General features: G+C 63.8%; 18 protein-coding genes, 3 rRNA genes and 3 pseudogenes. 11 read left to right on the forward strand and 13 right to left on the reverse strand.

Annotated features, from left to right (window positions below; genetic code table 11):
- Positions 1-71: 71 nt before the first annotated feature.
- The 3 genes from J6U32_RS02890 (at position 72) to rrf (ending at position 5,440) form a co-directional block, all read left to right on the forward strand.
- Positions 72-1,596, forward strand: a 16S ribosomal RNA gene (locus J6U32_RS02890).
- 443 nt (positions 1,597-2,039) lie between these two features.
- Positions 2,040-5,204 (forward strand): 23S ribosomal RNA (locus J6U32_RS02895).
- Between the two features lie 119 nt (positions 5,205-5,323).
- Positions 5,324-5,440, forward strand: a 5S ribosomal RNA gene (rrf, locus tag J6U32_RS02900).
- The 16S, 23S and 5S rRNA genes sit together here, the layout of an rRNA operon.
- A 63-nt stretch (positions 5,441-5,503) precedes the next feature.
- Here the strand turns inward: rrf and hypB are convergent.
- Complete coding sequence (gene hypB, locus J6U32_RS02905; RefSeq protein ID WP_208793469.1) at positions 5,504-6,370, reverse strand: hydrogenase nickel incorporation protein HypB; 867 nt, start codon at positions 6,368-6,370, stop codon at positions 5,504-5,506.
- A gap of 83 nt (positions 6,371-6,453) precedes the next feature.
- Here hypB and J6U32_RS02910 point away from each other — a divergent pair.
- The 4 genes and pseudogenes from J6U32_RS02910 to J6U32_RS02925 form a co-directional block, all read left to right on the forward strand.
- Positions 6,454-6,924, forward strand: a pseudogene (locus J6U32_RS02910) (hydrogenase formation protein HypD); the annotation flags it as partial.
- Positions 6,917-7,985, forward strand: a pseudogene (hypE, locus tag J6U32_RS02915) (hydrogenase expression/formation protein HypE). The pseudogenes J6U32_RS02910 and hypE, both read left to right, overlap by 8 nt.
- A 68-nt stretch (positions 7,986-8,053) precedes the next feature.
- Positions 8,054-8,863: a hydroxypyruvate isomerase family protein gene (locus J6U32_RS02920; RefSeq protein WP_432276979.1), complete on the forward strand. Its 810-nt coding sequence runs from the start codon at positions 8,054-8,056 to the stop codon at positions 8,861-8,863.
- Between the two features lie 44 nt (positions 8,864-8,907).
- A complete protein-coding gene (locus J6U32_RS02925) occupies positions 8,908-9,801 on the forward strand; it encodes an NAD(P)-dependent oxidoreductase (protein ID WP_208793471.1) in 894 nt (297 codons plus the stop codon).
- Positions 9,802-9,812: 11 nt separating this feature from the next.
- Here J6U32_RS02925 and J6U32_RS02930 read toward each other — a convergent pair whose 3' ends face one another.
- Complete coding sequence (locus tag J6U32_RS02930; protein ID WP_208793472.1) at positions 9,813-10,289, reverse strand: DinB family protein; 477 nt, start codon at positions 10,287-10,289, stop codon at positions 9,813-9,815.
- 205 nt (positions 10,290-10,494) lie between these two features.
- On the opposite strand from J6U32_RS02930, the gene J6U32_RS02935 reads away from it, so the two are divergent.
- Positions 10,495-11,394, forward strand: coding sequence for an LLM class flavin-dependent oxidoreductase (locus J6U32_RS02935; protein WP_208795928.1), 900 nt, complete (start codon positions 10,495-10,497; stop codon positions 11,392-11,394).
- Between the two features lie 83 nt (positions 11,395-11,477).
- Positions 11,478-11,684: a DUF2945 domain-containing protein gene (locus J6U32_RS02940; protein WP_208793473.1), complete on the forward strand. Its 207-nt coding sequence runs from the start codon at positions 11,478-11,480 to the stop codon at positions 11,682-11,684.
- Between the two features lie 25 nt (positions 11,685-11,709).
- Here J6U32_RS02940 and J6U32_RS02945 read toward each other — a convergent pair whose 3' ends face one another.
- The 8 genes and pseudogenes from J6U32_RS02945 to J6U32_RS27770 form a co-directional block, all read right to left on the reverse strand.
- The gene (locus J6U32_RS02945) at positions 11,710-12,891 is read right to left on the reverse strand and encodes a Fic family protein (RefSeq protein ID WP_208793474.1); all 1,182 of its coding nucleotides are present in this window, start codon (positions 12,889-12,891) and stop codon (positions 11,710-11,712) included.
- 66 nt (positions 12,892-12,957) lie between these two features.
- Positions 12,958-14,172: a TY-Chap domain-containing protein gene (locus tag J6U32_RS02950; RefSeq protein WP_244332531.1), complete on the reverse strand. Its 1,215-nt coding sequence runs from the start codon at positions 14,170-14,172 to the stop codon at positions 12,958-12,960.
- 91 nt (positions 14,173-14,263) lie between these two features.
- Positions 14,264-15,766 (reverse strand): sucrose phosphorylase, encoded by a 1,503-nt coding sequence (gene gtfA / locus J6U32_RS02955; RefSeq protein ID WP_208793475.1) that lies wholly within the window; start codon positions 15,764-15,766, stop codon positions 14,264-14,266.
- Between the two features lie 67 nt (positions 15,767-15,833).
- Positions 15,834-16,925 (reverse strand): FGGY-family carbohydrate kinase, encoded by a 1,092-nt coding sequence (locus tag J6U32_RS02960; RefSeq protein WP_208793476.1) that lies wholly within the window; start codon positions 16,923-16,925, stop codon positions 15,834-15,836.
- A gap of 190 nt (positions 16,926-17,115) precedes the next feature.
- Complete coding sequence (locus J6U32_RS02965) at positions 17,116-18,111, reverse strand: glycine betaine ABC transporter substrate-binding protein (RefSeq protein WP_244332533.1); 996 nt, start codon at positions 18,109-18,111, stop codon at positions 17,116-17,118.
- Between the two features lie 62 nt (positions 18,112-18,173).
- Positions 18,174-19,034: an ABC transporter permease gene (locus tag J6U32_RS02970; protein ID WP_208793478.1), complete on the reverse strand. Its 861-nt coding sequence runs from the start codon at positions 19,032-19,034 to the stop codon at positions 18,174-18,176.
- Positions 19,031-19,720: a CBS domain-containing protein gene (locus tag J6U32_RS27765; protein WP_432276992.1), complete on the reverse strand. Its 690-nt coding sequence runs from the start codon at positions 19,718-19,720 to the stop codon at positions 19,031-19,033. The genes J6U32_RS02970 and J6U32_RS27765 overlap by 4 nt, the downstream gene beginning before the upstream one ends.
- A pseudogene (locus tag J6U32_RS27770) lies at positions 19,709-20,263 on the reverse strand (ATP-binding cassette domain-containing protein); the annotation flags it as partial. The pseudogene J6U32_RS27770 and the gene J6U32_RS27765, both read right to left, overlap by 12 nt.
- Before the next feature lie 294 nt (positions 20,264-20,557).
- Here J6U32_RS27770 and J6U32_RS27190 point away from each other — a divergent pair.
- Both J6U32_RS27190 and J6U32_RS27195 read left to right on the forward strand, forming a co-directional pair.
- Positions 20,558-21,034, forward strand: coding sequence for a hypothetical protein (locus tag J6U32_RS27190; RefSeq protein ID WP_244332535.1), 477 nt, complete (start codon positions 20,558-20,560; stop codon positions 21,032-21,034).
- Positions 21,035-21,238: 204 nt separating this feature from the next.
- Entirely contained in the window at positions 21,239-21,538 is a 300-nt protein-coding gene (locus tag J6U32_RS27195; RefSeq protein ID WP_244332537.1) for a hypothetical protein, read from the forward strand.
- A 14-nt stretch (positions 21,539-21,552) separates the two neighbouring features.
- Here J6U32_RS27195 and J6U32_RS02985 read toward each other — a convergent pair whose 3' ends face one another.
- The 3 genes from J6U32_RS02985 to J6U32_RS02995 form a co-directional block, all read right to left on the reverse strand.
- Positions 21,553-23,064, reverse strand: coding sequence for an MFS transporter (locus J6U32_RS02985; protein WP_208793479.1), 1,512 nt, complete (start codon positions 23,062-23,064; stop codon positions 21,553-21,555).
- A 345-nt stretch (positions 23,065-23,409) separates the two neighbouring features.
- Positions 23,410-23,649 carry a hypothetical protein gene (locus tag J6U32_RS02990; RefSeq protein WP_208793480.1) on the reverse strand — a complete coding sequence of 80 codons (240 nt, stop codon included), beginning with the start codon at positions 23,647-23,649 and terminating at the stop codon, positions 23,410-23,412.
- A 192-nt stretch (positions 23,650-23,841) separates the two neighbouring features.
- Positions 23,842-24,990: a hypothetical protein gene (locus J6U32_RS02995; protein WP_208793481.1), complete on the reverse strand. Its 1,149-nt coding sequence runs from the start codon at positions 24,988-24,990 to the stop codon at positions 23,842-23,844.
- Positions 24,991-24,993: the final 3 nt, after the last annotated feature.

A 24,993-nucleotide genomic window follows, 5' to 3' on the forward strand; every position in this document is an offset into this window, starting at 1 on the left:
AGTTTTTTGGATTGTTTTTGTCAGGTTTTGCTTTCCTGGTTTGTGTTGAAACTGTTTGGTTTCGATGTTTTTTCATGGAGAGTTTGATCCTGGCTCAGGACGAACGCTGGCGGCGTGCTTAACACATGCAAGTCGAACGGAAAGGCCCTGCTTGCAGGGTGCTCGAGTGGCGAACGGGTGAGTAACACGTGGGTGATCTGCCCCTGACTTTGGGATAAGCCTGGGAAACTGGGTCTAATACCGGATATGACCATGGGATGCATGTTCTGTGGTGGAAAGCTTTTGCGGTTGGGGATGGGCCCGCGGCCTATCAGCTTGTTGGTGGGGTAATGGCCTACCAAGGCGACGACGGGTAGCCGACCTGAGAGGGTGATCGGCCACACTGGGACTGAGACACGGCCCAGACTCCTACGGGAGGCAGCAGTGGGGAATATTGCACAATGGGCGCAAGCCTGATGCAGCGACGCCGCGTGAGGGATGACGGCCTTCGGGTTGTAAACCTCTTTCAGCAGGGACGAAGCTTTCGGGTGACGGTACCTGCAGAAGAAGCACCGGCCAACTACGTGCCAGCAGCCGCGGTAATACGTAGGGTGCGAGCGTTGTCCGGAATTACTGGGCGTAAAGAGCTCGTAGGCGGTTTGTCGCGTCGTCTGTGAAATTCTGCAGCTTAACTGCAGGCGTGCAGGCGATACGGGCAGACTTGAGTACTACAGGGGAGACTGGAATTCCTGGTGTAGCGGTGAAATGCGCAGATATCAGGAGGAACACCGGTGGCGAAGGCGGGTCTCTGGGTAGTAACTGACGCTGAGGAGCGAAAGCGTGGGTAGCGAACAGGATTAGATACCCTGGTAGTCCACGCCGTAAACGGTGGGTACTAGGTGTGGGTTCCATTTCACGGGATCCGTGCCGTAGCTAACGCATTAAGTACCCCGCCTGGGGAGTACGGCCGCAAGGCTAAAACTCAAAGGAATTGACGGGGGCCCGCACAAGCGGCGGAGCATGTGGATTAATTCGATGCAACGCGAAGAACCTTACCTGGGTTTGACATACACCAGACGCCAGCAGAGATGTTGGTTCCCTTGTGGTTGGTGTACAGGTGGTGCATGGCTGTCGTCAGCTCGTGTCGTGAGATGTTGGGTTAAGTCCCGCAACGAGCGCAACCCTTGTCCTGTATTGCCAGCGGGTTATGCCGGGGACTTGCAGGAGACTGCCGGGGTCAACTCGGAGGAAGGTGGGGATGACGTCAAGTCATCATGCCCCTTATGTCCAGGGCTTCACACATGCTACAATGGCCGGTACAGAGGGCTGCGATACCGTGAGGTGGAGCGAATCCCTTAAAGCCGGTCTCAGTTCGGATCGGGGTCTGCAACTCGACCCCGTGAAGTCGGAGTCGCTAGTAATCGCAGATCAGCAACGCTGCGGTGAATACGTTCCCGGGCCTTGTACACACCGCCCGTCACGTCATGAAAGTCGGTAACACCCGAAGCCGGTGGCCTAACCCCTTGTGGGAGGGAGCTGTCGAAGGTGGGATCGGCGATTGGGACGAAGTCGTAACAAGGTAGCCGTACCGGAAGGTGCGGCTGGATCACCTCCTTTCTAAGGAGCATGCAACATTCCCAGGCCGGCGGCGTCTGTCCGTTGGGTGGGTGTGTGTTCATAGGGTGAAACATCAAACACGCCATGTGGCTGATCGTATGTGCGGTTGGTTGCGGGTGATCGTGCTGGGTGACTGGTGCGGTGCTGCTAATACACTGTCGGGGTTCTGAGGGAACACACTCGTGTGTTGTCTTGGTGCTTGCAATGGTTGTCGTGTTGGTGAGGTGTCCTGTGGTGGGGCGCGGAGATGCGGTGATGTTGTGGGTGTGTGTTGTTTGAGAAGTGCATAGTGGATGCGAGCATCTTTATTTTTGCAATGCATATCGAATCAATGTTTTTGGTTTGTGTGTTTTGTTCGAGTTGAAAGAAAATGTTTGTAAGGCAAATGGCTAAACTGGTGGGCGGCTCTGTTGTTTTGGGGGCGTCTGTGGGTTTAGGTGTTGTTGTAAGTGTTTGAGGGCGTTCGGTGGATGCCTTGGCACCAGGGGCCGATGAAGGACGTGGTAGGCCGCGATAGTCCTCGGGGAGTTGTCAAACGAGCTGTGATCCGAGGGTGTCCGAATGGGGAAACCCAGCACGAGTGATGTCGTGTTACCACCAGCTGAATGTATAGGCTGTGTGGGGGGAACGTGGGGAAGTGAAACATCTCAGTACCCATAGGAAGAGAAAACAATTGTGATTCCGTGAGTAGTGGCGAGCGAAAGCGGAGGATGGCTAAACCATGCGCATGTGATACCGGGTAGGGGTTGTGTGTGTGGTGTTGTGGGGTCTGTCTTCCTCGATCTACCTGTCGGGGCGTGAGTGAGAAAGCTGCATGCTAGGTGAAGTGGCCTGGAATGGTCTGCCGTAGGCGGTGAGAGTCCGGTAGCTGAAAGCGTGTGGTCTTGCGTGATGGTGTCCCCAAGTAGCAGCGGGCTCGTGGAATCTGCTGTGAATCTGCCGGGACCACCCGGTAAGCCTGAATACTTCCTGGTGACCGATAGCGGACTAGTACCGTGAGGGAAAGGTGAAAAGTACCCCGGGAGGGGAGTGAAAGAGTACCTGAAACCGGACGCTTACAATCCGTCAAAGCCTGTGGATTCTTTGGTGAATCGTGGGTGATGGCGTGCCTTTTGAAGAATGAGCCTGCGAGTTAGTGCTCGGTGGCGAGGTTAACCCGTGTGGGGTAGCCGTAGCGAAAGCGAGTCTGAATAGGGCGCAATGTCGGAGACATTTGTCTTGCGACGGTAGTCGCCGGGTCTAGACCCGAAGCGGAGTGATCTACCCATGGCCAGGGTGAAGCGCGGGTAAGACCGCGTGGAGGCCCGAACCCACTTCAGTTGAAAATGGAGGGGATGAGTTGTGGGTAGGGGTGAAAGGCCAATCAAACTCCGTGATAGCTGGTTCTCCCCGAAATGCATTTAGGTGCAGCGTGGTGTGTTTCTTGCCGGAGGTAGAGCTACTGGATGGCCGATGGGCCCTACTAGGTTACTGACGTCAGCCAAACTCCGAATGCCGGTAAGTGAGAGCACTGCAGTGAGACTGCGGGCGATAAGGTTCGTAGTCGAGAGGGAAACAGCCCAGATCGCCGGCTAAGGCCCCTAAGCGTGTACTAAGTGGAAAAGGATGTGGGGTCGCGAAGACAACCAGGAGGTTGGCTTAGAAGCAGCCACCCTTGAAAGAGTGCGTAATAGCTCACTGGTCAAGTGATCCTGCGCCGACAATGTAGCGGGGCTCAAGTACACCGCCGAAGCCGCGGCACTCACACGTTAGTCTGGCTTGCCCTTGCGGGGGTGTGTCTAGGTGTGTGGGTGGGTAGGGGAGCGTCCTGCATCCGTGGAAGCGCCGGAGTGATCTAGGTGTGGAGGGTGTGGGAGTGAGAATGCAGGCATGAGTAGCGAAAGCAGAGTGAGAAACTCTGCCGCCGGATGACCAAGGGTTCCTGGGCTAGGCTAATCCGCCCAGGGTGAGTCGGGACCTAAGGCGAGGCCGACAGGCGTAGTCGATGGACAACGGGTTGATATTCCCGTACCCGTGTATCCGCGTCCATGCTGAATCATCTGTACTAACCATCCAAATCCTGATCGATACTCTTCGGAGTACGTGAGGGGGCTGCATGGGACCTTGGGTGGTAGTAGGCAAGCGATGGGGTGACGCAGGAAGGTAGTGGGGCCAGGCGATGGTTGTCCTGGTGTAAGCCTGTAGGACGGGGCATTGGTAAATCCGTGCCCCATATAGTCTGAGAGGTGATGCGTAACCGTTGTGGTGAATTCCATGATCCTATGCTGCCGAGAAAAGCCTCTAGTGAGTTGGTACACGGCCCGTACCCCAAACCAACACAGGTGGTCAGGTAGAGAATACTAAGGCGATCGAGAGAACTGTGGTTAAGGAACTCGGCAAAATGCCCCCGTAACTTCGGGAGAAGGGGGACCCATCCTGGTGACGACATTTACTGTTTGAGCTGGTGTGGGTCGCAGAGACCAGAGAGAAGCGACTGTTTACTAAAAACACAGGTCCGTGCGAAGTCGTAAGACGATGTATACGGACTGACGCCTGCCCGGTGCTGGAAGGTTAAGAGGACCGGTTAATGCCCTTCGGGGTGTGAAGCTGAGAATTTAAGCCCCAGTAAACGGCGGTGGTAACTATAACCATCCTAAGGTAGCGAAATTCCTTGTCGGGTAAGTTCCGACCTGCACGAATGGCGTAACGACTTCTCTGCTGTCTCAACCACAGACTCGGCGAAATTGCAGTACGAGTAAAGATGCTCGTTACGCGCGGCAGGACGAAAAGACCCCGGGACCTTCACTATAGCTTGGTATTGGTGTTCGGTTCGGTTTGTGTAGGATAGGTGGGAGACTGTGAAGTGGCCACGCCAGTGGTTGTGGAGTCGTTGTTGAAATACCACTCTGATCGTATTGGACTTCTAACCTCGGACCCTGATCGGGTTCAGGGACAGTGCCTGGTGGGTAGTTTAACTGGGGCGGTTGCCTCCTAAAAGGTAACGGAGGCGCCCAAAGGTTCCCTCAGCCTGGTTGGCAATCAGGTGGTGAGTGTAAGTGCACAAGGGAGCTTGACTGTGAGACGTACATGTCGAGCAGGGACGAAAGTCGGGACTAGTGATCCGGCACCAACGTGTGGAAGTGGTGTCGCTCAACGGATAAAAGGTACCCCGGGGATAACAGGCTGATCTTCCCCAAGAGTCCATATCGACGGGATGGTTTGGCACCTCGATGTCGGCTCGTCGCATCCTGGGGCTGGAGTAGGTCCCAAGGGTTGGGCTGTTCGCCCATTAAAGCGGCACGCGAGCTGGGTTTAGAACGTCGTGAGACAGTTCGGTCTCTATCCGCCGCGCGCGTTAGAAACTTGAGGAAACCTGTCCCTAGTACGAGAGGACCGGGACGGACGAACCTCTGGTGTGCCAGTTGTTCCGCCAGGAGCATTGCTGGTTGGCTACGTTCGGAAGGGATAACCGCTGAAAGCATCTAAGCGGGAAGCCTGTTCCAAGATGAGGTTTCTCACCACCTTTGAGTGGTTAAGGCCCCCCACAGACCATGGGGTTGATAGGCCAGAACTGGAAGCCCAGTAATGGGTGTAGGTGACTGGTACTAATCGGCCGAGGACTTACAACAACATCCTTATATTCTTTCGTACTCGCATAGAGTAGAAGATGTATCGCATCCACTATGTACTTCTGAAACAACACCAGAAGAGATAAAAATAGACTCGTCTGGTGCGAGTTTCACAGAGTTTCGGCGGCTATAGCGGTGGGGAAACGCCCGGTCCCATTCCGAACCCGGAAGCTAAGCCCACCAGCGCCAATGGTACTGCACCCTAATCAGTGTGGGAGAGTAGGACACCGCCGAACATTACTTACCGGGATGCCCCGCAACACACCGTGTTGCGGGGCATCCCCCATTCAACCCCCATGTCACGTTGGGCTCGATATCGTTGGAAGCCACTCGATCCATGCGTCCATGCCCTCCCCGGTCTTCGCGCTCACCGGAATCACGCGCGCGGCCGGATTGACCTGTCGTATCGCGTCGCGGTACGCATCGGGTGAGACATCAAGATGCGGGAGCAGATCGAACTTGTTGAGCAGGACCACGTCGACCGACCGGAACACGACGGGGTACTTGAAGGGCTTGCCCTCGCCATCGGTGACGGCGTAAACCATGGCGTTCGCGTGCTCACCCATATCGAATTCCGCCGGATACACCAGGTTTCCGACACTCTCGATGACCACCATATCAATCTGCGAGAGATCGAGGCCTTGCAACGCCCGGTTCACCATGGGTGCATCGAGATGACACTCCCCGCCCAAGCCATTGTTGGTGTTGAGTAGGGAGACCTGCGCTCCGCGGCCGGCGAGCTGAGCCGCGTCGAGATCGGTGGCGATGTCGCCCTCGATGATCCCTACCGGCACCTCCCCGTCGAGAGCGTCGAGTGTCGCCTTGAGGATCGAGGTCTTTCCCGATCCGGGTGAGCTCATCAGATTCACCGCCACCACGCCGTTCTCGGTGAACAGGCTGCGATTGATGTCGGCCCGACGGTCGTTTTCGGTGAAGATGGCCTCGAGGACGTCGATCCGTTCCGAACCGGTGTCATATGCGCTCATGTCCCCGAACTCACTGCCGCTCACTTCGCCGGACGCGCGCTGCGTCGTCTCCACCGCAGCGAGGTCGTAGCTGTGTTCATGTGTATGCGGATCATGTGAATGCACCGTGCCGACCCCGTGCGAGTGCTCCGTTCCATCCGCGTGCATGTGCTCGGTGTCATGTCGATGAAAACGGCCCATGGTCAACCTCTTTCGTGAGTACGGGCAGGCCCGTCGTCGACGGGTGCGGTGACGCCGAGGGCCGGCGAAGAGTTTCTCGTGACCTCGTCACCGGATTCGAACCCCTCAATCTGCTCGAAGGTGTGCGCCAGGCCGTCGACCTCCTCGAATCGGGAACCCCCGCGTTGCACAACGCCTACCAGCGTGCGGTCAGTCCGGCCGGTAACGTTGTGGCCCAAGAGATCCTGGCCGATGTGTTCGAGGTGACCGACCGGCAATGGCGTGGCATCGGGATGATCCCGCAGTCCGGCTGGAAGCTGTCGCGCCGATACGCACAGTTCGACGCCGAGGTGCGCTTCGGCGTCGGCGAGGTGACGGTCGACGAGTCGGCCGACTGCCACGCCGGAGAGGTGCTGCAGGGCTTGCTCAAACCGAACGAGTGCCCGGCGTTCGGCACGCTGTGCATACCGCGCACACCGCTGGGGGCGACGATGGTGTCCAGTGAGGGAGCGTGTGCCGCCTACTATCACTTCCGGCGGCTGTCGCTCGCCGCGACGGGTGCGGCGCATGTCTGAGTCGCCGGCAACCATCGACCCCGAATCCTGGTCGCGCCCACTGCCGTTGCGCGACACCGAGCGGATCGTACTCGGCCACGGTGGCGGCGGCATCCTCTCCGAAGAACTCATCGAGAACCACTTCGTGCCCGCCTTCGGCGGACGTCACGGTCCCGCCCGCGACTCGGCGGTGCTGCCCGTCGACGGCGGCCGGATCGCCTTCACGACGGATTCCTATGTGGTGCAACCACTCTTCTTTCCCGGCGGCTGCATCGGCGACCTCGCGGTCAACGGCACCGTCAACGACCTCGCCTGCAGCGGGGCCATGCCGGTGGCGCTCAGTGCCGGGTTCATCCTCGAGGAAGGACTCGAACTCTCGGTACTCGGGCCGGTGGTGGAGGCGATGGGCGCCGCCGCACGTCTCGCGGGCGTGCGGGTCGAGACCGGCGACACCAAGGTCGTCGGTCGCGGATCGGCCGATCAGTTGTTCGTGAACACCGCGGGTGTCGGGGTCGTCCCCGCCGGCGTCGACGTGTCGCCGGAACGCATCCGGCCCGACGATGTGGTCATCGTGTCGGGGCCGATCGGTGAGCACGGCGTCGCGATCCTCAGCGTCCGGGAGGGCCATCGACTGCGGGTCACCTGTCGTATCCGACAGTGCCGCCCTGTGTTATCTCGTCCGTGACGCGCTGGCCGCCGGTGACGTGCACGCGCTGCGTGATCCGACACGCGGCGGGGTGGTCGCCGCGACCACCGAACTCGCCGCAGCCGCAGCCGCCGGCGTCGGCATCGAACTCGACGAATCCCGGATCCCGGTCCCCGAAGCGGTCGCATCGGCGTGCGGTTTCCTCGGACTCGATCCGCTGCAGATCGCCAACTAGGGCAAGATGATCGCCGTGGTCGCCGCCGACGACGCCGACGCGGTGGTCGCCGCCATGCACGCCCGCCGGGAGGGGCAGGGCGCGACCGTCATCGGTCGGGTGGTCGCCGCACACCCGGGAATAGTTCTGGGCCGCACCGCCTTCGGTACCACGCGGGTCATCGAACGCGACCTCGGCGAGCAACTGCCACGCATCTGCTGATCCGCGGCTGCGCACAGTCTCGCCGGGCCCCGTCCACGCCCTGGCGCCGGACACGGGAAGATGAGGTGGTGGACACCTCACGGATCACGGTGAACTGCTCGATCCTGCTCACCGACCTGCCGCTGCTGCACCGGCCGCAGGCCGCGCGCGACGCCGGATTCGACGCCGTCGAGTACTGGTGGCCGTTCGCCGCCGCCGTCCCCGCCGACCGTGACGTCGACGCCTTCGTCACCGCGGTCGAGGATGCCGGAGTGCGCCTGACACATCTGAACTTCGCCGCCGGGGATCTGTCGGCAGGTGACCGTGGACTGCTGTCGCACCCGGCCGCCGGCGCCGAGTTCCGCGACAGCGTCGATGTCGCGACCGGTATCGGATCTCGGCTCGGTGTCGTCGGCTTCAATGCGCTGTACGGCAACCGCATCGACGATCTGGCCGTCGCGGTCCAGGACGATCTCGCCGCCGAGAATCTCGCGTTCGCCGCCCGCGCGGCCGCGACCGTCGGCGCCGGCATCCTCCTCGAACCGCTCAGTGGCATACCCTCCTATCCGCTGACGCGGGCGGCGCACGCGATCGACGTCTGCGACAGACTCGCCCGCGACCACGGCGTTGACAACGCGGCACTGCTGGCAGACCTGTACCACCTTGCGGTCAACGGAGAGAACCTCGACGACGTGATCGACACCGTCGCCGACCGGATCGGCCATATTCAGATCGCCGACGTCCCGGGCCGCGGTGAACCCGGCACCGGGAGTCTGGATCTGTCCCGACCACTGGCCGCGCTCGCCGCCCGCGGCTATGCGGGATGGATCAGCCTGGAGTACACACCCACCCGTTCCGATACCTTCGACTGGGTACCGGACTTTCCCGCATTTCGGTGACGCAGAGAGGGTCTGGTGAGGGAGCAAATGATGGAGGAAACCCCATGGCGACAATAGGATTCATCGGACTCGGCGTGATGGGTAGCCCGATGGCCATCAACCTGGTCCGTGCCGGTCACACCGTCGTCGGCTACAACCGGACCCCGGCCAAGGCCGCCGACCTCATCGCAGCCGGCGGTGACGCCGCCGAGTCGATCGCCGCGGCCGTCATCGGCGCCGAGTTCGTCGCACTCAACGTCCCGGCGTCCGCCGACGTCGAGGAGGTCCTCACCGGCCCCGACGGAGTCCTCGCCCACGCCGCGCCGGGCACCGTGGTCATCGACTTCTCCACCATCGATCCCGCGACCGCGATCCGCATGGCCGAAACAGCGGCAGCACAAGGCTGTTCGTTCCTCGACGCCCCGGTGTCGGGCGGGCAGGAGGGCGCGGTCGCCGGCAGCCTGTCGATCATGGTCGGCGGCAACGACGACACCTACCAGCGCGCACTGCCGGTCCTCGACGCGGTCGGTGACACCATCGCCCACGTCGGGCCGAGTGGCAGCGGTCAGATCGTGAAGGCGGCCAACCAGCTCATCGTCGCCGCGAACATCCAGGCACTCGCCGAGGCGGTGGTCTTCCTCGAAGCCCACGACGTCGACACCTCCGCCGCCGTTAATGTTCTCGCCGGCGGACTGGCCGGCTCCACCGTCCTCGACCACAAGGCGCACCGCATGATCGAGCGTGACTTCGCGCCGGGCGGTCGGATCGAGTTGCACCACAAGGACCTCGGGATCGTCACGGCCGCAGCCCGCGATGCCGGTGTGGTCACCCCGGTCGGGTCACTCGTGGCGACGCTGATGGCCTCAGCCCGCGCCAACGGCGACGGAGGCCTGGACCACAGTGCGCTGTTGCGAGGGGTCCTGCGTCTGTCCGGGAAGTTGGACGAGCACGCCGAGTAAGGCGAGGAGCCTCAGGGCCGACGGCCTGAGGCCCGCAACACATCCCGGGTGACCTGCATCTGACCGAGATGCTGGGCGAGTTCGTGCACCACGTGCAGGATCACCCACTGCGGTGAGACGGTCGCGAGGTCGACGTTGGAGGTCGTACCCGTCGCATCCCGAGCGGCGATGCCGTCACGAAGGATCTGTTCGGTCCACGTCACCATGTCGGTGCGGGTGCTTCGGATACGTGCGAGAAGCTCGGGGAGCGAGCCGGTCGCCTCGAACTCCGCGGCCCGATCCCGCGGCAGAGCGAGACCGCATCCGAAGGTTCCGAGCCACCATCGCGTCATCTCCACGCAGTGGTGGGCCACCGCATACGGCGAGTTCGACCCGTCGACGGCGAGCCGTCGGTGGACCTCGGAGTCGGTGAGTTCCTCGAGCACAGCGACCATGCCGGTCCAGCACGTGTCGGCGGTGTCCAGGGCGGCAGCGGTCCACGAATCCATATCGAGGACTGTCTCACATCGGCGTCCTTCGGCCTCAACAGGCGCCGCCGCACCCCATCTTCGGTTGCCCTCGCCTGTTTTCAGTCATTTCGAAATAGAGATTCGGCAAAACCCCAGGTAGCGGTCGATCGCTACCCACGGCAATGACTGAAAACAGGCGAGCAGGCGAGTCGGCCGTGTCACGATCCCTCTCGTGCGCATCGGAATGACGCTGCCCGTGATGGAGCCCGACCTGGACGCCGACGTCTTGCGGTCCTGGGCCACGGCCATCGACGACGGACCGTTCTCGTCACTGTGCTGGGGTGAGCGAATCGCTTTCGACAACCCCGACACCCTGACGCTGCTCGGCGCACTCGCCGCCTGGACGCGCCGCGTGCGGCTGGTGACCACGGTCGTCGTCCCGCAGTTGCACGATCCGGTGATGCTGGCCAAGGCTCTGGCCACCGGCGACATGCTCAGCGGCGGCCGGCTCACCGTGGGCCTGGGTATCGGCGGCCGCCACGAGGACTATCGCGCCGTCGGCGCCGACCTCGCCACCCAACGTTTGCGCGTCCTCGGTGAACGTGCCCAGATCATGCGCCGGGTGTGGGCGGGTGAGAACCTCACCGGCGCCACCCGACCGGTCGGGCCGTCGCCCGTCCAGGCCGGCGGTCCCGAATTACACGTCGGGACAACGGGTCCGGCCACCATCCGCAGCGCCGCCGCCTGGGCGTCCGGCGTCGCCGGGGTGACCCTCGACCTCGATCTCACGCGGCAACGCGAACTCTTCGACATCGCACGCGCCGCGTGGGCCGACGCCGGGCGGCCGGCGCCGCACCTGGCCACCTCGTTCTGGTTCGCCTTCGGCGACGGTGACGTGCCGCGTGCGCAGATCCACCGACACCTGCGTCGCTACATGAACTGGATACCGTCGGAGTTCGTCGACGCGATGGCCCCGACCACCGGCTGGGCCGGGACCGAGGACGAGTTGCGGACAGTGCTGTCGGCGTTCGCCGACATCGGAACCGACGAGGTCCAGCTGATTCCCACCAGCGCCGACCCCGACCAGCTGCACCGCGCCGCCGAGGTGGCCGCGGACTTCGCACCTGACGTGACCGGCGCGTGACCACGTGCTCGCCGGGGTGTCGACTGCGCATCAACCTCAGCCTCTCCGGTGACGGCGCCCGATGAGCGGACCATCCTCGGCTCATGTCCATCACCACCAACGACACCGTCGAATGGAACACCTCGCAGGGCACCACTCACGGTACGGCTCGCGAGAAACGCACCTCCCCGTTCACATTCGAGGGCCAGAAGTTCAACGCGTCCGATGACGAGCCCTACTGGATCGTCGAATCCGACAAGACCGGAGCAAAAGCCGCACACAAGGAGTCGTCGCTGACGAAGAGGGAGTAGTGGTCGCCGCAAGGTACTTGCAGCTTTACGGCAGGCGGCGTCGCATCGCCCGCGCCGCGAAGTCATCGAGTGCTGCTGTCACCTCGACGGCTTGCCACATCCGGTTACGCCGGAAGCCGGTGAATTCCACCAGGACACCGGCCTCCACGAGCGGGGCGATGGCCCGGCCGGCATTTGCCGGCAAGATGCCGAGCTCGCCGGCCACCGTCTTGGTGTCCACGACCGGTTGGCGCAGAACAACATCGAGAAGCCGTTGAGCCGAGGACCCACCACGAACCCGGACGATATCGCTCCAGTGACTGCGGATTCGCCGAAGCTCCGACACCAGGTCGGTTGCTTGCGCGATCGCAGACATCGCTGCGTTGGCCATCGTCTCGATGATGGGGACGACATCGCCTCCGCGATACGCATCGAGGGTGGCGAAATAGTGTCCGGTGTCGGCGAGTAGTCCTGCCGAGACCGGAATCGTGACGGTGTGGGTCATTCCGTGGTGGCGAAACATGGACTGCACCAGCGCCCGACCGGTGCGTCCGTTCCCGTCCGGAAAGGGGTGGATCGTCTCGAACTGGGCATGTGCGATTGCGGTGGCGAGCAGTGGCGGCAGATCTGTGCGGCGCGCGAAAGTCAACAGATCATCGATGAGTTGGGGCACGTATCGCGCGGCGGGTGCTACGAAGTCGGCGCCGTGTGGACCCACTCCCGAGCCACCGATCCATACCTGATCGGTGCGCCAGGCGCCGGCGATCGCCGGATCGTGGTTCTCGAGCAGTGCGCGATGCATGGCAAGAATGGTGTCGGCGTCCAATCGGTCGGCCAGCGCTATCGCCGCGCTCATCGCAGCGACGTTGCCGACGATGGCGGTCGCGTTGCGCTTCTCGGTGCTCCCGAGCTGTGCGAGGGCTATCTGTTTTGCGCCGGACGAGAGGTTTTCGATCTGGGATGACGAGGCAGACTCGGAGCGGAGCAGGATGGTGGCGAACGACGCTATCTCGCTGCCGAACTCGGCGTCGAAACGGGCGATCATCGCACTTGCCTCGGATACCAGTGTCGCCAGCGGCGCCGGGACAGCCGGAGTCTTGTCGGCGATGAGCGGCACGACGGCGGCGCGGTAGGGTCCGCGATGACGGTCCCGCTGCGCACGCGTGAGCAACTCGGCCGGAATTGTCGGTGTCCAGTCAAGGTACTCGTAGTCGATGGCCGGCCACATTCGCGACGTTCACCTATCTGAACGAAATAACTGAGAGCATGTGCCCACCATACCCTCACTTATCCGCTAAATGAGAATAAGGAGAGGCCTACGGCTCATCCAGCCGGACGCATCCGGGGCCGCGGCTCGTCGTCGGGCAGGACCACCACCCGCAGCGCGGCACGGAACTTGTCGGTGGTCACCCTCCTCGTGGCGGCACGCCTGCGCCTCCTCCGGATCGTCGGCCTCCTCGGCGGACTGCGCCCACGACAGATACTGCTCCTCACACGTGCGGATCAACTGCAGCATCTCCGCGCGGTCGTACCCGCAGATCTTGGCGATCTCGCGAGGACTGAGCACAGCGTTGTCGGTGTCGAGTTGCAGCACTGCCAGCAGGGTGTCCGGCAACGGATCCGCATCCTCGGCTTCGACCGGCGAATTCGCTTCCACACCAACGGTATCGGAGCCTGCGCGCACGCGTGCGACGATGCGCGGGGCGTCGTCGTCGATGAAGCCGAACCAGTCGGCCAGGCCGGCCCGCAGGTTGTCGCCGGAGAACACGGTGACGTCGATGACGCGGTGCGCGAACACCTGCCGTTGACGCAGCATCACCCGGATACCGTCGCGCGAGGTCGGTTGCGCTGCGATGTAGGGTGCCGCGACGAGGGGATCGGAGACGGAATCGGTGAGCATCGCGAACGCCACCAACCGCGGCAGATCCTCGTGCACCCGCAACCACGACGGTGGCTCGGTGGGCAACACGACGTCTCCGTCGTCGTCGACCTCGATGTGCTGACCGGTGACCTCCTCGAGCATGGAGACGACGAGAGTCCGCAGATGTTCCGGACCGTGCGGGACGACCCCGGCGCGCAGTGTGGGCTCGACGCGTGGTGGTTCGTCGGCGAGGAAGGGCGCGCGCAGGAATGTCGGATGCACCGTCTCCCACACCTGACGGAAGGTGTCGACGATGGCAGCGGCCATCTCGTCGGCGCGGGCATGTCCACCCTCGAGAATGTAGGAACCGTCCGCCAGCCGGCGCCAGCCGAGTGCGCGCAGCTGCCCGACCTGGACCCGGTAGCAGTCGACGGAGGTGTGCAAGGTGAACGGGTCCAGGGTGAGCCGCACCCGATGCGCCCGCGTGTACCGGATGTCGATCCGCCCGTGCGGGCCCTCCGGGATGCTGGGGTCCTGTTCGATCCAGGTGAGATCGGCGGCGGTCAGCTCACGGAGGAATGCAGCGAGTTCGGTGCGGAACTCCTGCCAGGCGTCGTCGATGGATGCATCGAAATCATTGGTGCGCATCGTTTCTCCCTCCGGTCGCGAAGGGAACGTTCCCTTCACCGATGACGATAGGGCAGGGGTACGACACTTTCGGAACGGCCGACGGTCGCCGTCAGCTCACCTCGGACGACACGCCCCACCTGCTCGCGAGCTCGGCCGCGGGCGCCGACCACTCGCGCTCGCCGTCACCCCACGCCAACTCGGTGACACCGGTCGCGAGATCGACGTCGGCGCGCGCCCATGCCTGCGCCACTGCCCGCCCGCGCCGCAGCAACCGCAGATGCCCGTCGGCGAGTGTGGTCTCACACGGCCCGTCGAACGCCGGATGGGTGTTGCGGAACCGGCACAACGCCAGCAGCGCGCCGACCACCGGGCGGCGCAGGTCCTCGGCGATCTCGGCATGCGTGTAGTGGTGGCGATTGATGTCGCGGCCGACGCCGGTCCGGTCGAGCAACTCCATGTCGTTGCCGCCGGCCAGCAGCCCGACGTAGTAGACCTGCGGGATGCCCGGCACGAACAACTGCAGCGCGCGGGCGCTCAGATAGCGCTCGTCGTCACGCCCGAGAGCATCGTAGAACGTCGAATTGACCTGGTAGATATCGACATTTGCTGCCGACGTGCCCGTGGCGAGGCGACTCGTGCTGCCGGTGCGCCGGTGGATTTCCTCGACGAGCTCGTCGACTTCCTCGGGGGTGAGCAGGCCGGGACCCTCGACCGGGTCGGGCCCGACGTCGATGACCCCGATGCCGTCGTGGGTGTCGAGCACGGTGACGGCATTGTCGGGGCGGATCTGCAGCCATCGCACCAGTGCACGCGCATCGGCGGTGTAGAGGGTGTGCAACACCAATGCGGGCAGAGCGAAGTCGTAGACGCGGTCGACCGAGCGCGCGATGGCGATCTGCCGCGCGAAATGCGAGTGCACCTCGACGAGGACCTCGACGCCGCGCGTGTGCGCTTTCGCCGCGAACTCGTCGATGAAGGCGATGGTCTCGGGTGTCATGAAACACGAGGTGCCCGGTGTTTTGATCGCGTATCCGACGGCGTCGAGACGTAGCGCGCTCACTCCGGCATCGGTGGCCGCGTCGAGGATCGAGTCGAGGTAAGCCCGGCCCGGCGCCGACCGCACGTCGATGTCGATCTGGGCGGCGGTGAAGGTGGTCCACACGTACCGCACACGCCCGCCGAGCGCGATGGCCGTGAACGGCAACCCGGGCCGCGGCCGGTAGATGGCCGTCAGCTGGTCCTCGGTGACACCGTTCGGGAACACCGACGACAGCGTGAGAAACATTGGCGCATAGTCTGACTCATCGCCGTGGGCTACGACGTCACGGAACTGCGCCGAGTCCGCCGACACGTGGTTGATGATCTGATCGGCCATCACCTCGTGTGTGGTCGCGAGCTCGGTGATGTCGGCCCAGCTCCCCAGACGGGGGTCGACGCGGGTGTGGTCGACGGGATCGAATCCGGCGTCGGCACCGTCGAATGGGGTGAAGAACGGCAGCACATGGACGCCGCCGAACACACCGTCGAAGGGGCCTCGCAAGAGTGCGGTGAGTCCGGCGAGGCTGCCGCCGAACCGATCCGCGTACGCAATCAGATGCACCGTGTTCTGCACGACGCCAACGCTACTGGGTGACGCACATCTGCGGCGGGAACCCGGCTCAGGCGAGGGGGGCGCTTCCTCACGCCTGCGTCATCGGTGCCACCACCGGTGAGGTGGCGGCAAGCAGCGCTGCGCCTCGCGCACAGACGAACTCGGCGTCGGCGGGGATGACGACGGGACAGTCGAACCGGGCGGCAACACTGTCGGCGAGCAGCGGGAACGTCGGGGCGGCGCCGATGAGTACGACGTGGTCGGGATCGGTGTCACCGCAGCGCTGCAGGGCACGAACGATCTCGGCCGCCTGCGGGCGGGCGAGGCCGTAGAGGTCGTCGAGGGTGAGCGTCACACCGTGCTGTTCGAGTCCGCGAATGCCCGGTGTGACAACTTCCATCCGGGTCGACATGGTGCGCAACGTGGTTCGGACTTCCGCGCAGTGCGCTCGCACCTGGGCGAGCAGCGCCGGATGCGGCGGTACTGGATGTCCGGCATGGGCGGCCTTGGCCAGGACACGATGCTCGAGGCGGTCGTCGAGGTGGCACACCCCCAATCCGGGAAAGCGGTGCGCGGTGATGGTCGTCAGGTGTCCCGAGCGTGGCCGGCGCGCATAGCCGACGACGGCGCTGTCGTCGCGCAGGTCGCAGATGGTCACGCCGTGCGCCCGGTCGAGACCGTCGCAGTGATCCACCCATTCCAGTGCGGCGTCGGTGTCGGGGACGAGCAGCAGCGCCCAATGGTCGGCGAGTCCGGCGTCGACGAGACCGCGATGGAACAGCGACACCTGCGGGACGGTCCAATAGGTCGGGTGCGCGATGAGCAGCCGAGTGACATGTTCGCCGACAGCGGCCTCGATCTGAGCGACCACGACGACGAGCAGCCGGGCGGCGAGGTCGTCGGCGAGCCGGTCCGGACCGCCGGGTGCGCTCAGCGCGCGTGGATCACCGAGGTGGTCGACGAAGTGGCGGTAGGTGGCATCGACGTGACGCCGATCGGGCAGGGCGGCGGCTGTGTGCGCGGGCCAGCGAAGCGCGGCCGGAAAGGTGTACTGCGAGTCGATCCGGACCGAACCGACAGATCGGTCGGCGGAGGCCGTTCGGCCGCCGGGAACCGGGTCGCGGATGACCGCAACGCGCACGTGATCGGATTGGAGATGAAGTCCGACAACCACACTCATGATCAACCTCCGCAGACGCCGGTGGAACGTCGGTGGGCCCGGGAGTGGCTCACCAGCATCTACGGTGCGCCTCTGGTCTGGTGGGCGGCTGACGACATCGTGAGGATTGCCTGGCAGACAGGTTGCGGATTGGGCACGAGCACGCCCCCGACCCCGGGCCGGGGGCGTGCTCGTCGATCGGTCGGTGTGCTCAGCCGAGTTGGCCGGCCACGATCTGGCTCTCGAACTGCGGATGCGTGGACAACCATTCGGTCACCGCACCGTCGGGATTGGTGCCGCCGTACTTCTGGGTCATCAGATTCTCCAGCTCCGACAGGTCGGCGTCGGGAAGGACGAGGTTCTTGAACAGTTGCGCGGCCTTGGGGTCCTTCTCACCGAAGCCCTTGGTCGCGAAGTTCCACAGGCCCTCCTTGCCGCCGAGCGCACCCTTCGGGTCCTGCAGGTCGCGGATCTTGAACGCGGAGTACGCCCAATGCGGCTTCCACAGGGTGACCGCGACGTTGGTGTTGTCGGCTTCGGCCTTGCGGATCGAGGCGAGCATCGCCGCGGTCGATGAGGTGGTGAAGGTGAGATCCTGCAGACCGTACGCCGGGATCACCTTGTCCTTGACGATCGCGGTCTCACCGGCGCCGGGCTCGATGCCGACGAGGGTGTTGTTGTACTGCGACGCCATCGATTTCAGGTCGCCGATCGACTGCGCGGGCGACGAATCGTTGACGGCGATGGTCAGTTTCGCGTTGTCGTACCAGCAGCCGAGCGGTTCGAGCTGATCGCCGTAGCGGTCGATGTAGGTCTTGTGCGTGCTCGGCAACCACACGTCGGTCAGCACGTCGACGTCGCCCTTGGACGCCGCGGTGAAAGCGGCTGCCGCGTCGAGGGTTTTGACGTCGGCGGTGTAGCCGTTGCGTTGCAGGATGTTCTTCATCAGGTAGGCGGTGGCCGTCGACTCGTCCCATCCGCTGAACGCACCGATGGTGACGTTGGTGTCGCTGCCGGCGCCGAGGCTGCCCGCGGGTGCCTTGCCCTGCGTCAGCGAACAGTTCGCGTACTTCGACGCGAGATCGTTGGTGGCGCTGCTGGTTCCGTCGGAGCCGCTGTCGGAGTTCGAGTTCGACGCACCACAGCCGCTCAGAGCCAGTGCACCGACCGTCACCGCGGCGGCGAGCTCCCCGAGCTTTCTCGTCATCTTTCTCATCTCTACCTACCCTCTTTCCCTACTTCACTTCACTACTTCACGGTCTCGGGTGTTCAGAGTTGTGCGACGCGGCCGCGGTTGCCGATCGCCGAACTCAGCCGGTCGAGGTAGACGGCGATGATCACCACGGCCAGACCGGCTTCGGAACCGAGCGAGAGGTTGAGCGTCTGCAACGCCTCGTTGACCTGGCCGCCGAGCCCGCCGGCGCCGGCGAATCCGGCGATGACGACCATCGACAGCGCCAGCATGATGACCTGATTGATACCCGCCATGATCGTGGGCATGGCCAACGGGATCTGTATCTGGCCGAGGATGCGAGCCGGGCTGGAGCCGAAAGCCTGTCCGGCCTCGACCACTTCGGGATCGACCTGACGGATCGCCAACTCGGTCAAGCGGATACCCGGGGGCATGGCGAAGATGAGTGTCGACACCACACCCGGGGTGGGACCGATGCCGAAGACGATGATCACCGGGACCAGGTAGACCAGCCCGGGCAGCGTCTGCATCAGGTCGAGAACGGGGCGCACGATCGAGGACACCACCCGGCTGCGGGCGGCGAGGATACCGATGGGCAGTGCGATGATCAGCGCGATGATCACCGAGACAAGGACCAGCGCAATGGTGTTCATCGCGTTGACCCACTGGTCGAAGGCGCGGATGAAGTAGAAGCCGATCACCGCGAAGATCGCGAGCTTCCACCCCTGCCGCCAGCCGGCGGCCAGCAGTGCCAGCACCGCGAAGATCACGATCATCACGTAGTACGGCGGACTCGACAGCACCGTGTTGAACGCATCGTAGAGACCGGTGATGACCGTCTTGATGGCGTCGAACAGCCAACCGGCATGGTCGGTCAGCCAATTGAAGGCCGACTCGATGGCGTCGCCGACGTGGATGCGCGGGTTGACGAAGCTCATACGTTGTCCTCCTCACGCGGGGCGAGCGCGGCCAGCAGGCCGGTCCGTGGGATCACACCGCGCAGCCGGCCGTCGTCGTCGGTCACCACCAGCGGCGCTGCGGATCGCGCTGACGGGGCGAACAATTCCGCGATCGGCGTCGAGGCGCCGACCCGGACCAGCGAGTCGGTGCGGACGAGCGGCCGCAGATCCGGCGGATCGTCGGGCATGGTGGCGATGTCGTCGTCGGTGAGGTAACCCAGCAGTCGGCCGTCGTCGGTGACCAGCGCGCGATCGGTCTGGTGGTGACGCATCGCGAGGATCGCCTCCCGCGGTCCGGCGGTGACGGGCAGTACCACCGGCGCGGGTTGCAGCACCGACGCTGCGGTCAGCACGCGGGTGCGGTCGACCTCGGCGGTGAACTTGGCGACGTAGTCGTTGGCGGGCTCGGTGAGAATCTGTTCGGCCGAACCGATCTGGACGATGCGGCCGGACCGCATGACGGCGATCCGGTCGCCGACGTACATCGCCTCGTTGAGATCATGGGTGATGAACACGATCGTCTTGCCCAGGGACGCCTGCAATTCGACGAGTTGATCCTGCATCTCCCGGCGGATCAGCGGGTCGAGTGCCGAAAAGGCCTCGTCCATCAACAGGATCGGCGTCTCGGCGGCCAGAGCACGCGCCAATCCGACGCGCTGTTGCATACCGCCGGACAACTGGCGGGGATAACGGTCGCCCCACCCGTGCAGGCCGACCGTCTCGAGCCAGTGGTCGGCGCGCTCGAGCCGCTCGGTCTTGGCGATTCCCCTCTCCCGCAGCGCATAGGCCGCGTTGTCACGCACACTGCGGTGCGGCAGAAGCGCAAAGTGCTGGAACACCATGGAGATCGAGTCGCGGCGGATCTGCCGCAGGTGCTTGTCGTTCACCGCGGCGAGGTCGACGTCGCCGATGAACACCTAACCGGCCGAAGGTTTCCACAGTCCGTTGAGGGTGCGGATCAACGTCGACTTGCCCGATCCGGACAGACCCACCACGACGAAGATCTCACCGGGCGCGACATCGAAGGTGGCGTCGATGACTGCGGCGGTACCGAGGTCCTTCACGTCGTCGGCGTCAGCGCCCCCGCGCAGGCGGGTGACGGCCTCGTCGGGTCGGCGTCCGAACACCTTGTAGACATGCTCGGCGCGTAGCGCGGGCCCGGCTGCGGACGCGGTGGTCGCGCTGTCGGTCTCGGGCGAGATGGTCACATCTCCTCCTTCCAGCAGGCACCCAGGTTTTGCGCATCACGCAACAAACTGTGCCAACGGCAATTGCGGCACCTTTTAGTCACCCTAAATAGAAGCTGTGTGGCGCATGGGCGGTACTACGAAATGAGCAACCCACCACCGCCGTGTCGGATTTGTCGGAGATCAGGGAAATGCTGGTGAGTTCTATCGTCCGAACACACGAATTCGGGCACGTGCCAGGCCGATCAGCCGGCTGCAGGGTTGCTGCGCTGTTACGCTCCGGGCCTGCGCCGCAGGAACTTTCAAGGAGACACGATGCGATTTGCCCGGGCGATGCTCACTCTTGGTTGTGCGGCACTGCTCACCGCGACGGCGGCGTGCACGTCGGTGAACGGATCGCCGTCCGGGGAGCAGTCGTCTGCCGTTGACCCGACTGCGTCATCGAGTACGGCGCCACTGGTGGTCAACGCGACGCTCGGCCAGGTGTGGAGCCCCTATCAAAAGGGATACGGCGAGGTCCGGCCGTCGGAGATCTTCAACGGTGGTGATCCCACCGGGATCGTCAACAACGTGGTGTGGTCGTCATGGGGCGGCCCGCAGGCCACCGGAACCGGCTCGGCCCTGTACGGAGGCTCCGGTGAGATCGTTGCCGAGCAACATGCCGAACAAGCAACCGTCGTCGCCTTCGACCTCGGTACCTGCGACGGTGCCCAGCGGTATCGGGCCATCGAATGGTTCTTCCCGCAGCACGGCGAACACTTCGACCCGAGCCGATCCATCAAGATCTGCTAGGGCGACTACGTCGACCCGACTTCGCCCGACACCGGCTCATCGACAGCCGCCATCAGCAACGGCCGCATCGGGTTCCGGTGCCTGGTCCGGAAATCAGCTGACGCCCACGTCATCGGGGGTGGTCAAGGTCGGCATGTCGGTACAAGCAGCCGTCGCAGCAACGGGATTGACGTTCCCAAGGGTGACGGAGCACGCGGTCCTGCGGTGCGCGGGCAGAACGAGTTCTACGTCGACGGCGATCCCGTCCGGTGCGTGGTGGCCACCGGTACCAGCGCCACCGGTCCCGCGGTCACCACCGAGAAGGGTGTCGGACTCGGCGACCCGCAAAGTGCCGTGACCGCCGCCTACCCTGACGCTCAACCGATTCCGCAGAACGGTCCCTTCGCCCGACCGGGTTACTTCGCCACAGTCCCTGGTGGACAACTCTCGTTTACCATCAGCAATGGCGTCGTCAGCCGGATCGCCGGCGGAGCGGACGTGACCTCGCCGAACTGCTCGGTCTGAGAGCAGCGCCCGCATCAGGCACTCAGCGACGCCGCCGATTCTCGGGCCGCAACATAGGTGCGTTCGGCCTCGTCCGGTGAATCCACCTGTGGTGGAGAGCCGTTCAGCGGTTGCCGGGCGGATTCGCGGAGGAACACGACGGCAACCAGACCGACGATCCCGCTACCGATCAGATAAAAGCCGGGCATCAGGTGATTGCCGGTGGCGCTCACCAGCGCCGAGGTGACCAGCGGGGTGGTACCGCCGAATGCCGAGACCGCGATGTTGAATCCGATCGACAGCGCTCCGTAGCGTACCGAGGTCGGGAACAGGGCGGGCAGCGTCGAGGCGGTCGGCGCGGCGAAGCATGCCAGGATGACGCCGAACACCACGCATGCGACGATCGGCGTCCAGATGGTGTCCATTCCGAACAGGATGAAACACGGTACGGCGACCACGATTTGGCCGATCGCGCCGATCGCGAAGATGGGTCGGCGGCCGATGTGGTCGCTCAGCCGACCGAGGAAGACGATCAGGGCGACCACCACCAGCATCGACAGCAAGACCAGGAGGTCGGAGCTGAGCTGGCCGCGACCGACGACGTCGGTGAAATAGGTTGGTAGATAAGCGGTGATCATGTAGTTGGTGACGTTGTAGAGAATGACCAGGCCGATACACACCAGCAGCGGTCGCCAGAAGCGAACGAAGATGGTGCCGATCTCGCGGCCGGCGCTCTCGGTCTGTTTGACCTTGGCGTCGTGCTCGTCGAGCTGTCTCTGAAATGCCGGTGTGTCTTCCAACCGCATCCGCAGGTAGAGGCCGATCAGTCCCATCGGACCCGCGATGAAGAACGGAATGCGCCACCCCCACGACGTCATTGTGTCGTCGCCGAGCGCAGCATTGAGCACGGTCACCATCAGGGAGCCGAGCGAGTAACCGATGAACGTGCCGAAATCGAGCCAGCTGCCCAGGAATCCGCGTCGGCGATCGGGGGAGTACTCCGCGATGAAGGTGGTGGCTCCACCGTATTCACCTCCGGTGGAGAACCCCTGGATCATGCGCGCCACGAGCAAAAGGATCGGTGCCCAGATTCCGATGGCGCCGTAGGACGGGATGCAGCCGACCGCGAAGGTGCCGGCGGCCATCATGATCATCGTGACGGCGAGCACCTTCTGCCTGCCGACCCGATCACCGAGCGGGCCGAAGAAGAATCCGCCGAGCGGACGCACGAGGAACGCCGCGGCGAAGGTCGCGAAGGTGGCCAGCAGCTGCGCGCTCGACGACGCATCCGGATAGAAGACCTTGCCGAGAGTGGCGGCGAGGTAGCCGTACACACCGAAGTCGAACCACTCCATCATGTTTCCCAGCGCCGCCGCCCCGATCGCTCGCTTGAGCATCGGCTGGTCGACGACGGTGATCGACTCCTGTGTCAGCGGAGGCTTGCGGCGGATGAGCGCGGCCAACGAATGCAGATGACGCTCGACGACGTGGGCGTGCGCCCAGTGCAGAGGCGACGGCCTGTGGCCGGCAGGTGCAGGGTCAGGCATTTTCTTAGCCTAGGTAATGGTCCACGCTTTCCGCGAATCCGTAAGCGTTATGGGCGAATTTGGCAATATGCGCGCTAAGTCCGACCCTTTGCTGGGGATCGATGGCCTGCGGTTGTCCCCACCTGCTGGTCGAGCGCCCGCTTGCCGTCAATGTCCCGCTGTCGCTGGTGTCCCCACCCGCTGGTTGAGCGCCCGCTCGCCGACAATGTCCCGCTGTCGCTGGTGTCCCCACCCGCTGGTCGAGGTGCCGAGGAGCGCCAGCGACGAGCCTCGAGACCCCTTGTGCCGAAGCTGGTTTCGTACCACGTCCATCCCGACGGCGAGTCGGACGCATCCCACATGTCGTCAAGTGGTGACATCCTCATCGGGAGGGTGCTGCTCGATTGTCGTTGTCCACGCAGCACTGTCGGTACGTGCTGGTGGATCGTAGGCGGGAACCCCGCCGTAGGTGTAGCCCAGTACGGCACTGTTGTAACCCCCGAGGGTGCGCTGCCGTTGTCGGCGCCGAAGATGTCTGGCAAACAGCGCGAGCAGGGCGGCGGGTAGCACGAGCGATCCGGCCCCGATGAGTATCCCCAGCCACATCGATTCAGCATAGAGAATCTCCGGTGCGTTATCGACACTTCATGGCCAGTTCAGAGGCGCAGCCACGACCACTCGCCTGTTTTCAGTCATTCGTAAAGTAGCCAGCGCTCGCGACCTGGGCTTTTGCCGCAGAGCTGCTCGCAGAATGACTGAAAACAGGCGAGGCCGGGCTCGGCTGCAGCCGAATCCTCGCTAACCGACGTCCGCCGACTCCGGATCGTCGACAAGCCGGCGCAACCCCATCGACTGGAATGCGACGACGTAGATCAGTGTCCACAGCACCAGCCAGTCGACGAATCCCAATGCATTACCGGACAATCCGGAGGCGACGGCGGGCTCGTGGAGGACGTGACCGGCCGCGAACCGGTAGTAGAGCAGGAAGGTTCCGATGGCCAGGACGAAGGTCAGTACGGCACGGACCCCGGGTGCGAATCGGTTGCCGAAGCCGTTCGCCCAGAAGATCATCCAGAATGCCCAGCACACACCGATCTGTGCGGGGAACTGATGGATGGTGTTGCCCAACTCGGCCGAGGCCTGGGAACCGACGAGCAGTTTGGCCAACGGGAGCATCACGAAGTAGATCGCCGTCCCCAGCAGGGCGTTGCCGATCGTCGCGGCAAGTGCCGTCCGACCACCGCCGCCGAACAGCTTCCATGGCCAGTTGTCGAGTGTCTGACCGGTCAGGATCACCGACACCACAATCGAATAGAACCATCCGAGTACGGTGTCGAGCGACATCATCGGATTGGTCACCGACGACGATACGGCCGGCAGTCCGATGACGATGTAGAGCGCCAGCGTGGGGATGGCCACGAATGCGATCTCGCACAGTCCGATCAACGGTTGCTTCATCCCCAGCGCGGTCCATGGCCAGTGCTGCCAGTTGAGCACCACCATCACCCACGTCCCGAACCCGAACAACACGAACAGGGCGCCCGAGAAGTAGCCCATGCCGCCGGCGCGGGAACCGGCGAAGTCGGGGAACAGCGCACCCAGGCCGCTACCGAGCAGCCAGGTCACCGCGACGGCGAAGACCGCCGTCGAAACGAGAACGGCGATGCCGCGCATCGGCTGTCGGAGTCGGTCGAATCCGACGAACTCGGAGTTGAAGCCGATGAACACGATGAACAGAATCGCCCAGAACAGTGCCGCGTTGAACGGCAACGGATAGAAGTGCCACGGGCTCGACGTCGGATCGGCGAGCAGATACCAGCTGAGCACCGAGACCACCACCACGACCGCGAGGTTGGACACCCCGAACAGCAGCCATCGTCGCGAGTCCGGCGGTGGCGCCGGATTCTGCTGGTCGGCGGGCGGTTCGACACCGGTGGTCATCGTCATGGC

Origin of the sequence: Gordonia polyisoprenivorans, from assembly GCF_017654315.1 — a bacterium.
In the GTDB taxonomy this organism is placed as follows: domain Bacteria; phylum Actinomycetota; class Actinomycetes; order Mycobacteriales; family Mycobacteriaceae; genus Gordonia; species Gordonia polyisoprenivorans_A.

Bases quoted from the DNA above. Each gene is read 5' to 3' on its own strand.
- J6U32_RS02950 (WP_244332531.1), bottom strand. From the start codon at position 14,172: ATGCGCACCAATGATTTCGATGCATCCATCGACGACGCCTGGCAGGAG.
- J6U32_RS02995 (WP_208793481.1), bottom strand. From the start codon at position 24,990: ATGACGATGACCACCGGTGTCGAACCGCCCGCCGACCAGCAGAATCCG.
- J6U32_RS02945 (WP_208793474.1), bottom strand. From the start codon at position 12,891: ATGTGGCCGGCCATCGACTACGAGTACCTTGACTGGACACCGACAATT.
- J6U32_RS02960 (WP_208793476.1), bottom strand. From the start codon at position 16,925: ATGAGTGTGGTTGTCGGACTTCATCTCCAATCCGATCACGTGCGCGTT.
- hypB (WP_208793469.1), bottom strand. From the start codon at position 6,370: ATGGGCCGTTTTCATCGACATGACACCGAGCACATGCACGCGGATGGA.
- J6U32_RS02935 (WP_208795928.1), top strand. From the start codon at position 10,495: ATGACGCTGCCCGTGATGGAGCCCGACCTGGACGCCGACGTCTTGCGG.
- J6U32_RS27190 (WP_244332535.1), top strand. From the start codon at position 20,558: ATGCGATTTGCCCGGGCGATGCTCACTCTTGGTTGTGCGGCACTGCTC.
- J6U32_RS02985 (WP_208793479.1), bottom strand. From the start codon at position 23,064: ATGCCTGACCCTGCACCTGCCGGCCACAGGCCGTCGCCTCTGCACTGG.
- J6U32_RS02965 (WP_244332533.1), bottom strand. From the start codon at position 18,111: ATGACGAGAAAGCTCGGGGAGCTCGCCGCCGCGGTGACGGTCGGTGCA.
- J6U32_RS02970 (WP_208793478.1), bottom strand. From the start codon at position 19,034: ATGAGCTTCGTCAACCCGCGCATCCACGTCGGCGACGCCATCGAGTCG.
- J6U32_RS02925 (WP_208793471.1), top strand. From the start codon at position 8,908: ATGGCGACAATAGGATTCATCGGACTCGGCGTGATGGGTAGCCCGATG.
- J6U32_RS02940 (WP_208793473.1), top strand. From the start codon at position 11,478: ATGTCCATCACCACCAACGACACCGTCGAATGGAACACCTCGCAGGGC.
- J6U32_RS02990 (WP_208793480.1), bottom strand. From the start codon at position 23,649: ATGTGGCTGGGGATACTCATCGGGGCCGGATCGCTCGTGCTACCCGCC.
- J6U32_RS27765 (WP_432276992.1), bottom strand. From the start codon at position 19,720: ATGCAACAGCGCGTCGGATTGGCGCGTGCTCTGGCCGCCGAGACGCCG.
- J6U32_RS02930 (WP_208793472.1), bottom strand. From the start codon at position 10,289: ATGGATTCGTGGACCGCTGCCGCCCTGGACACCGCCGACACGTGCTGG.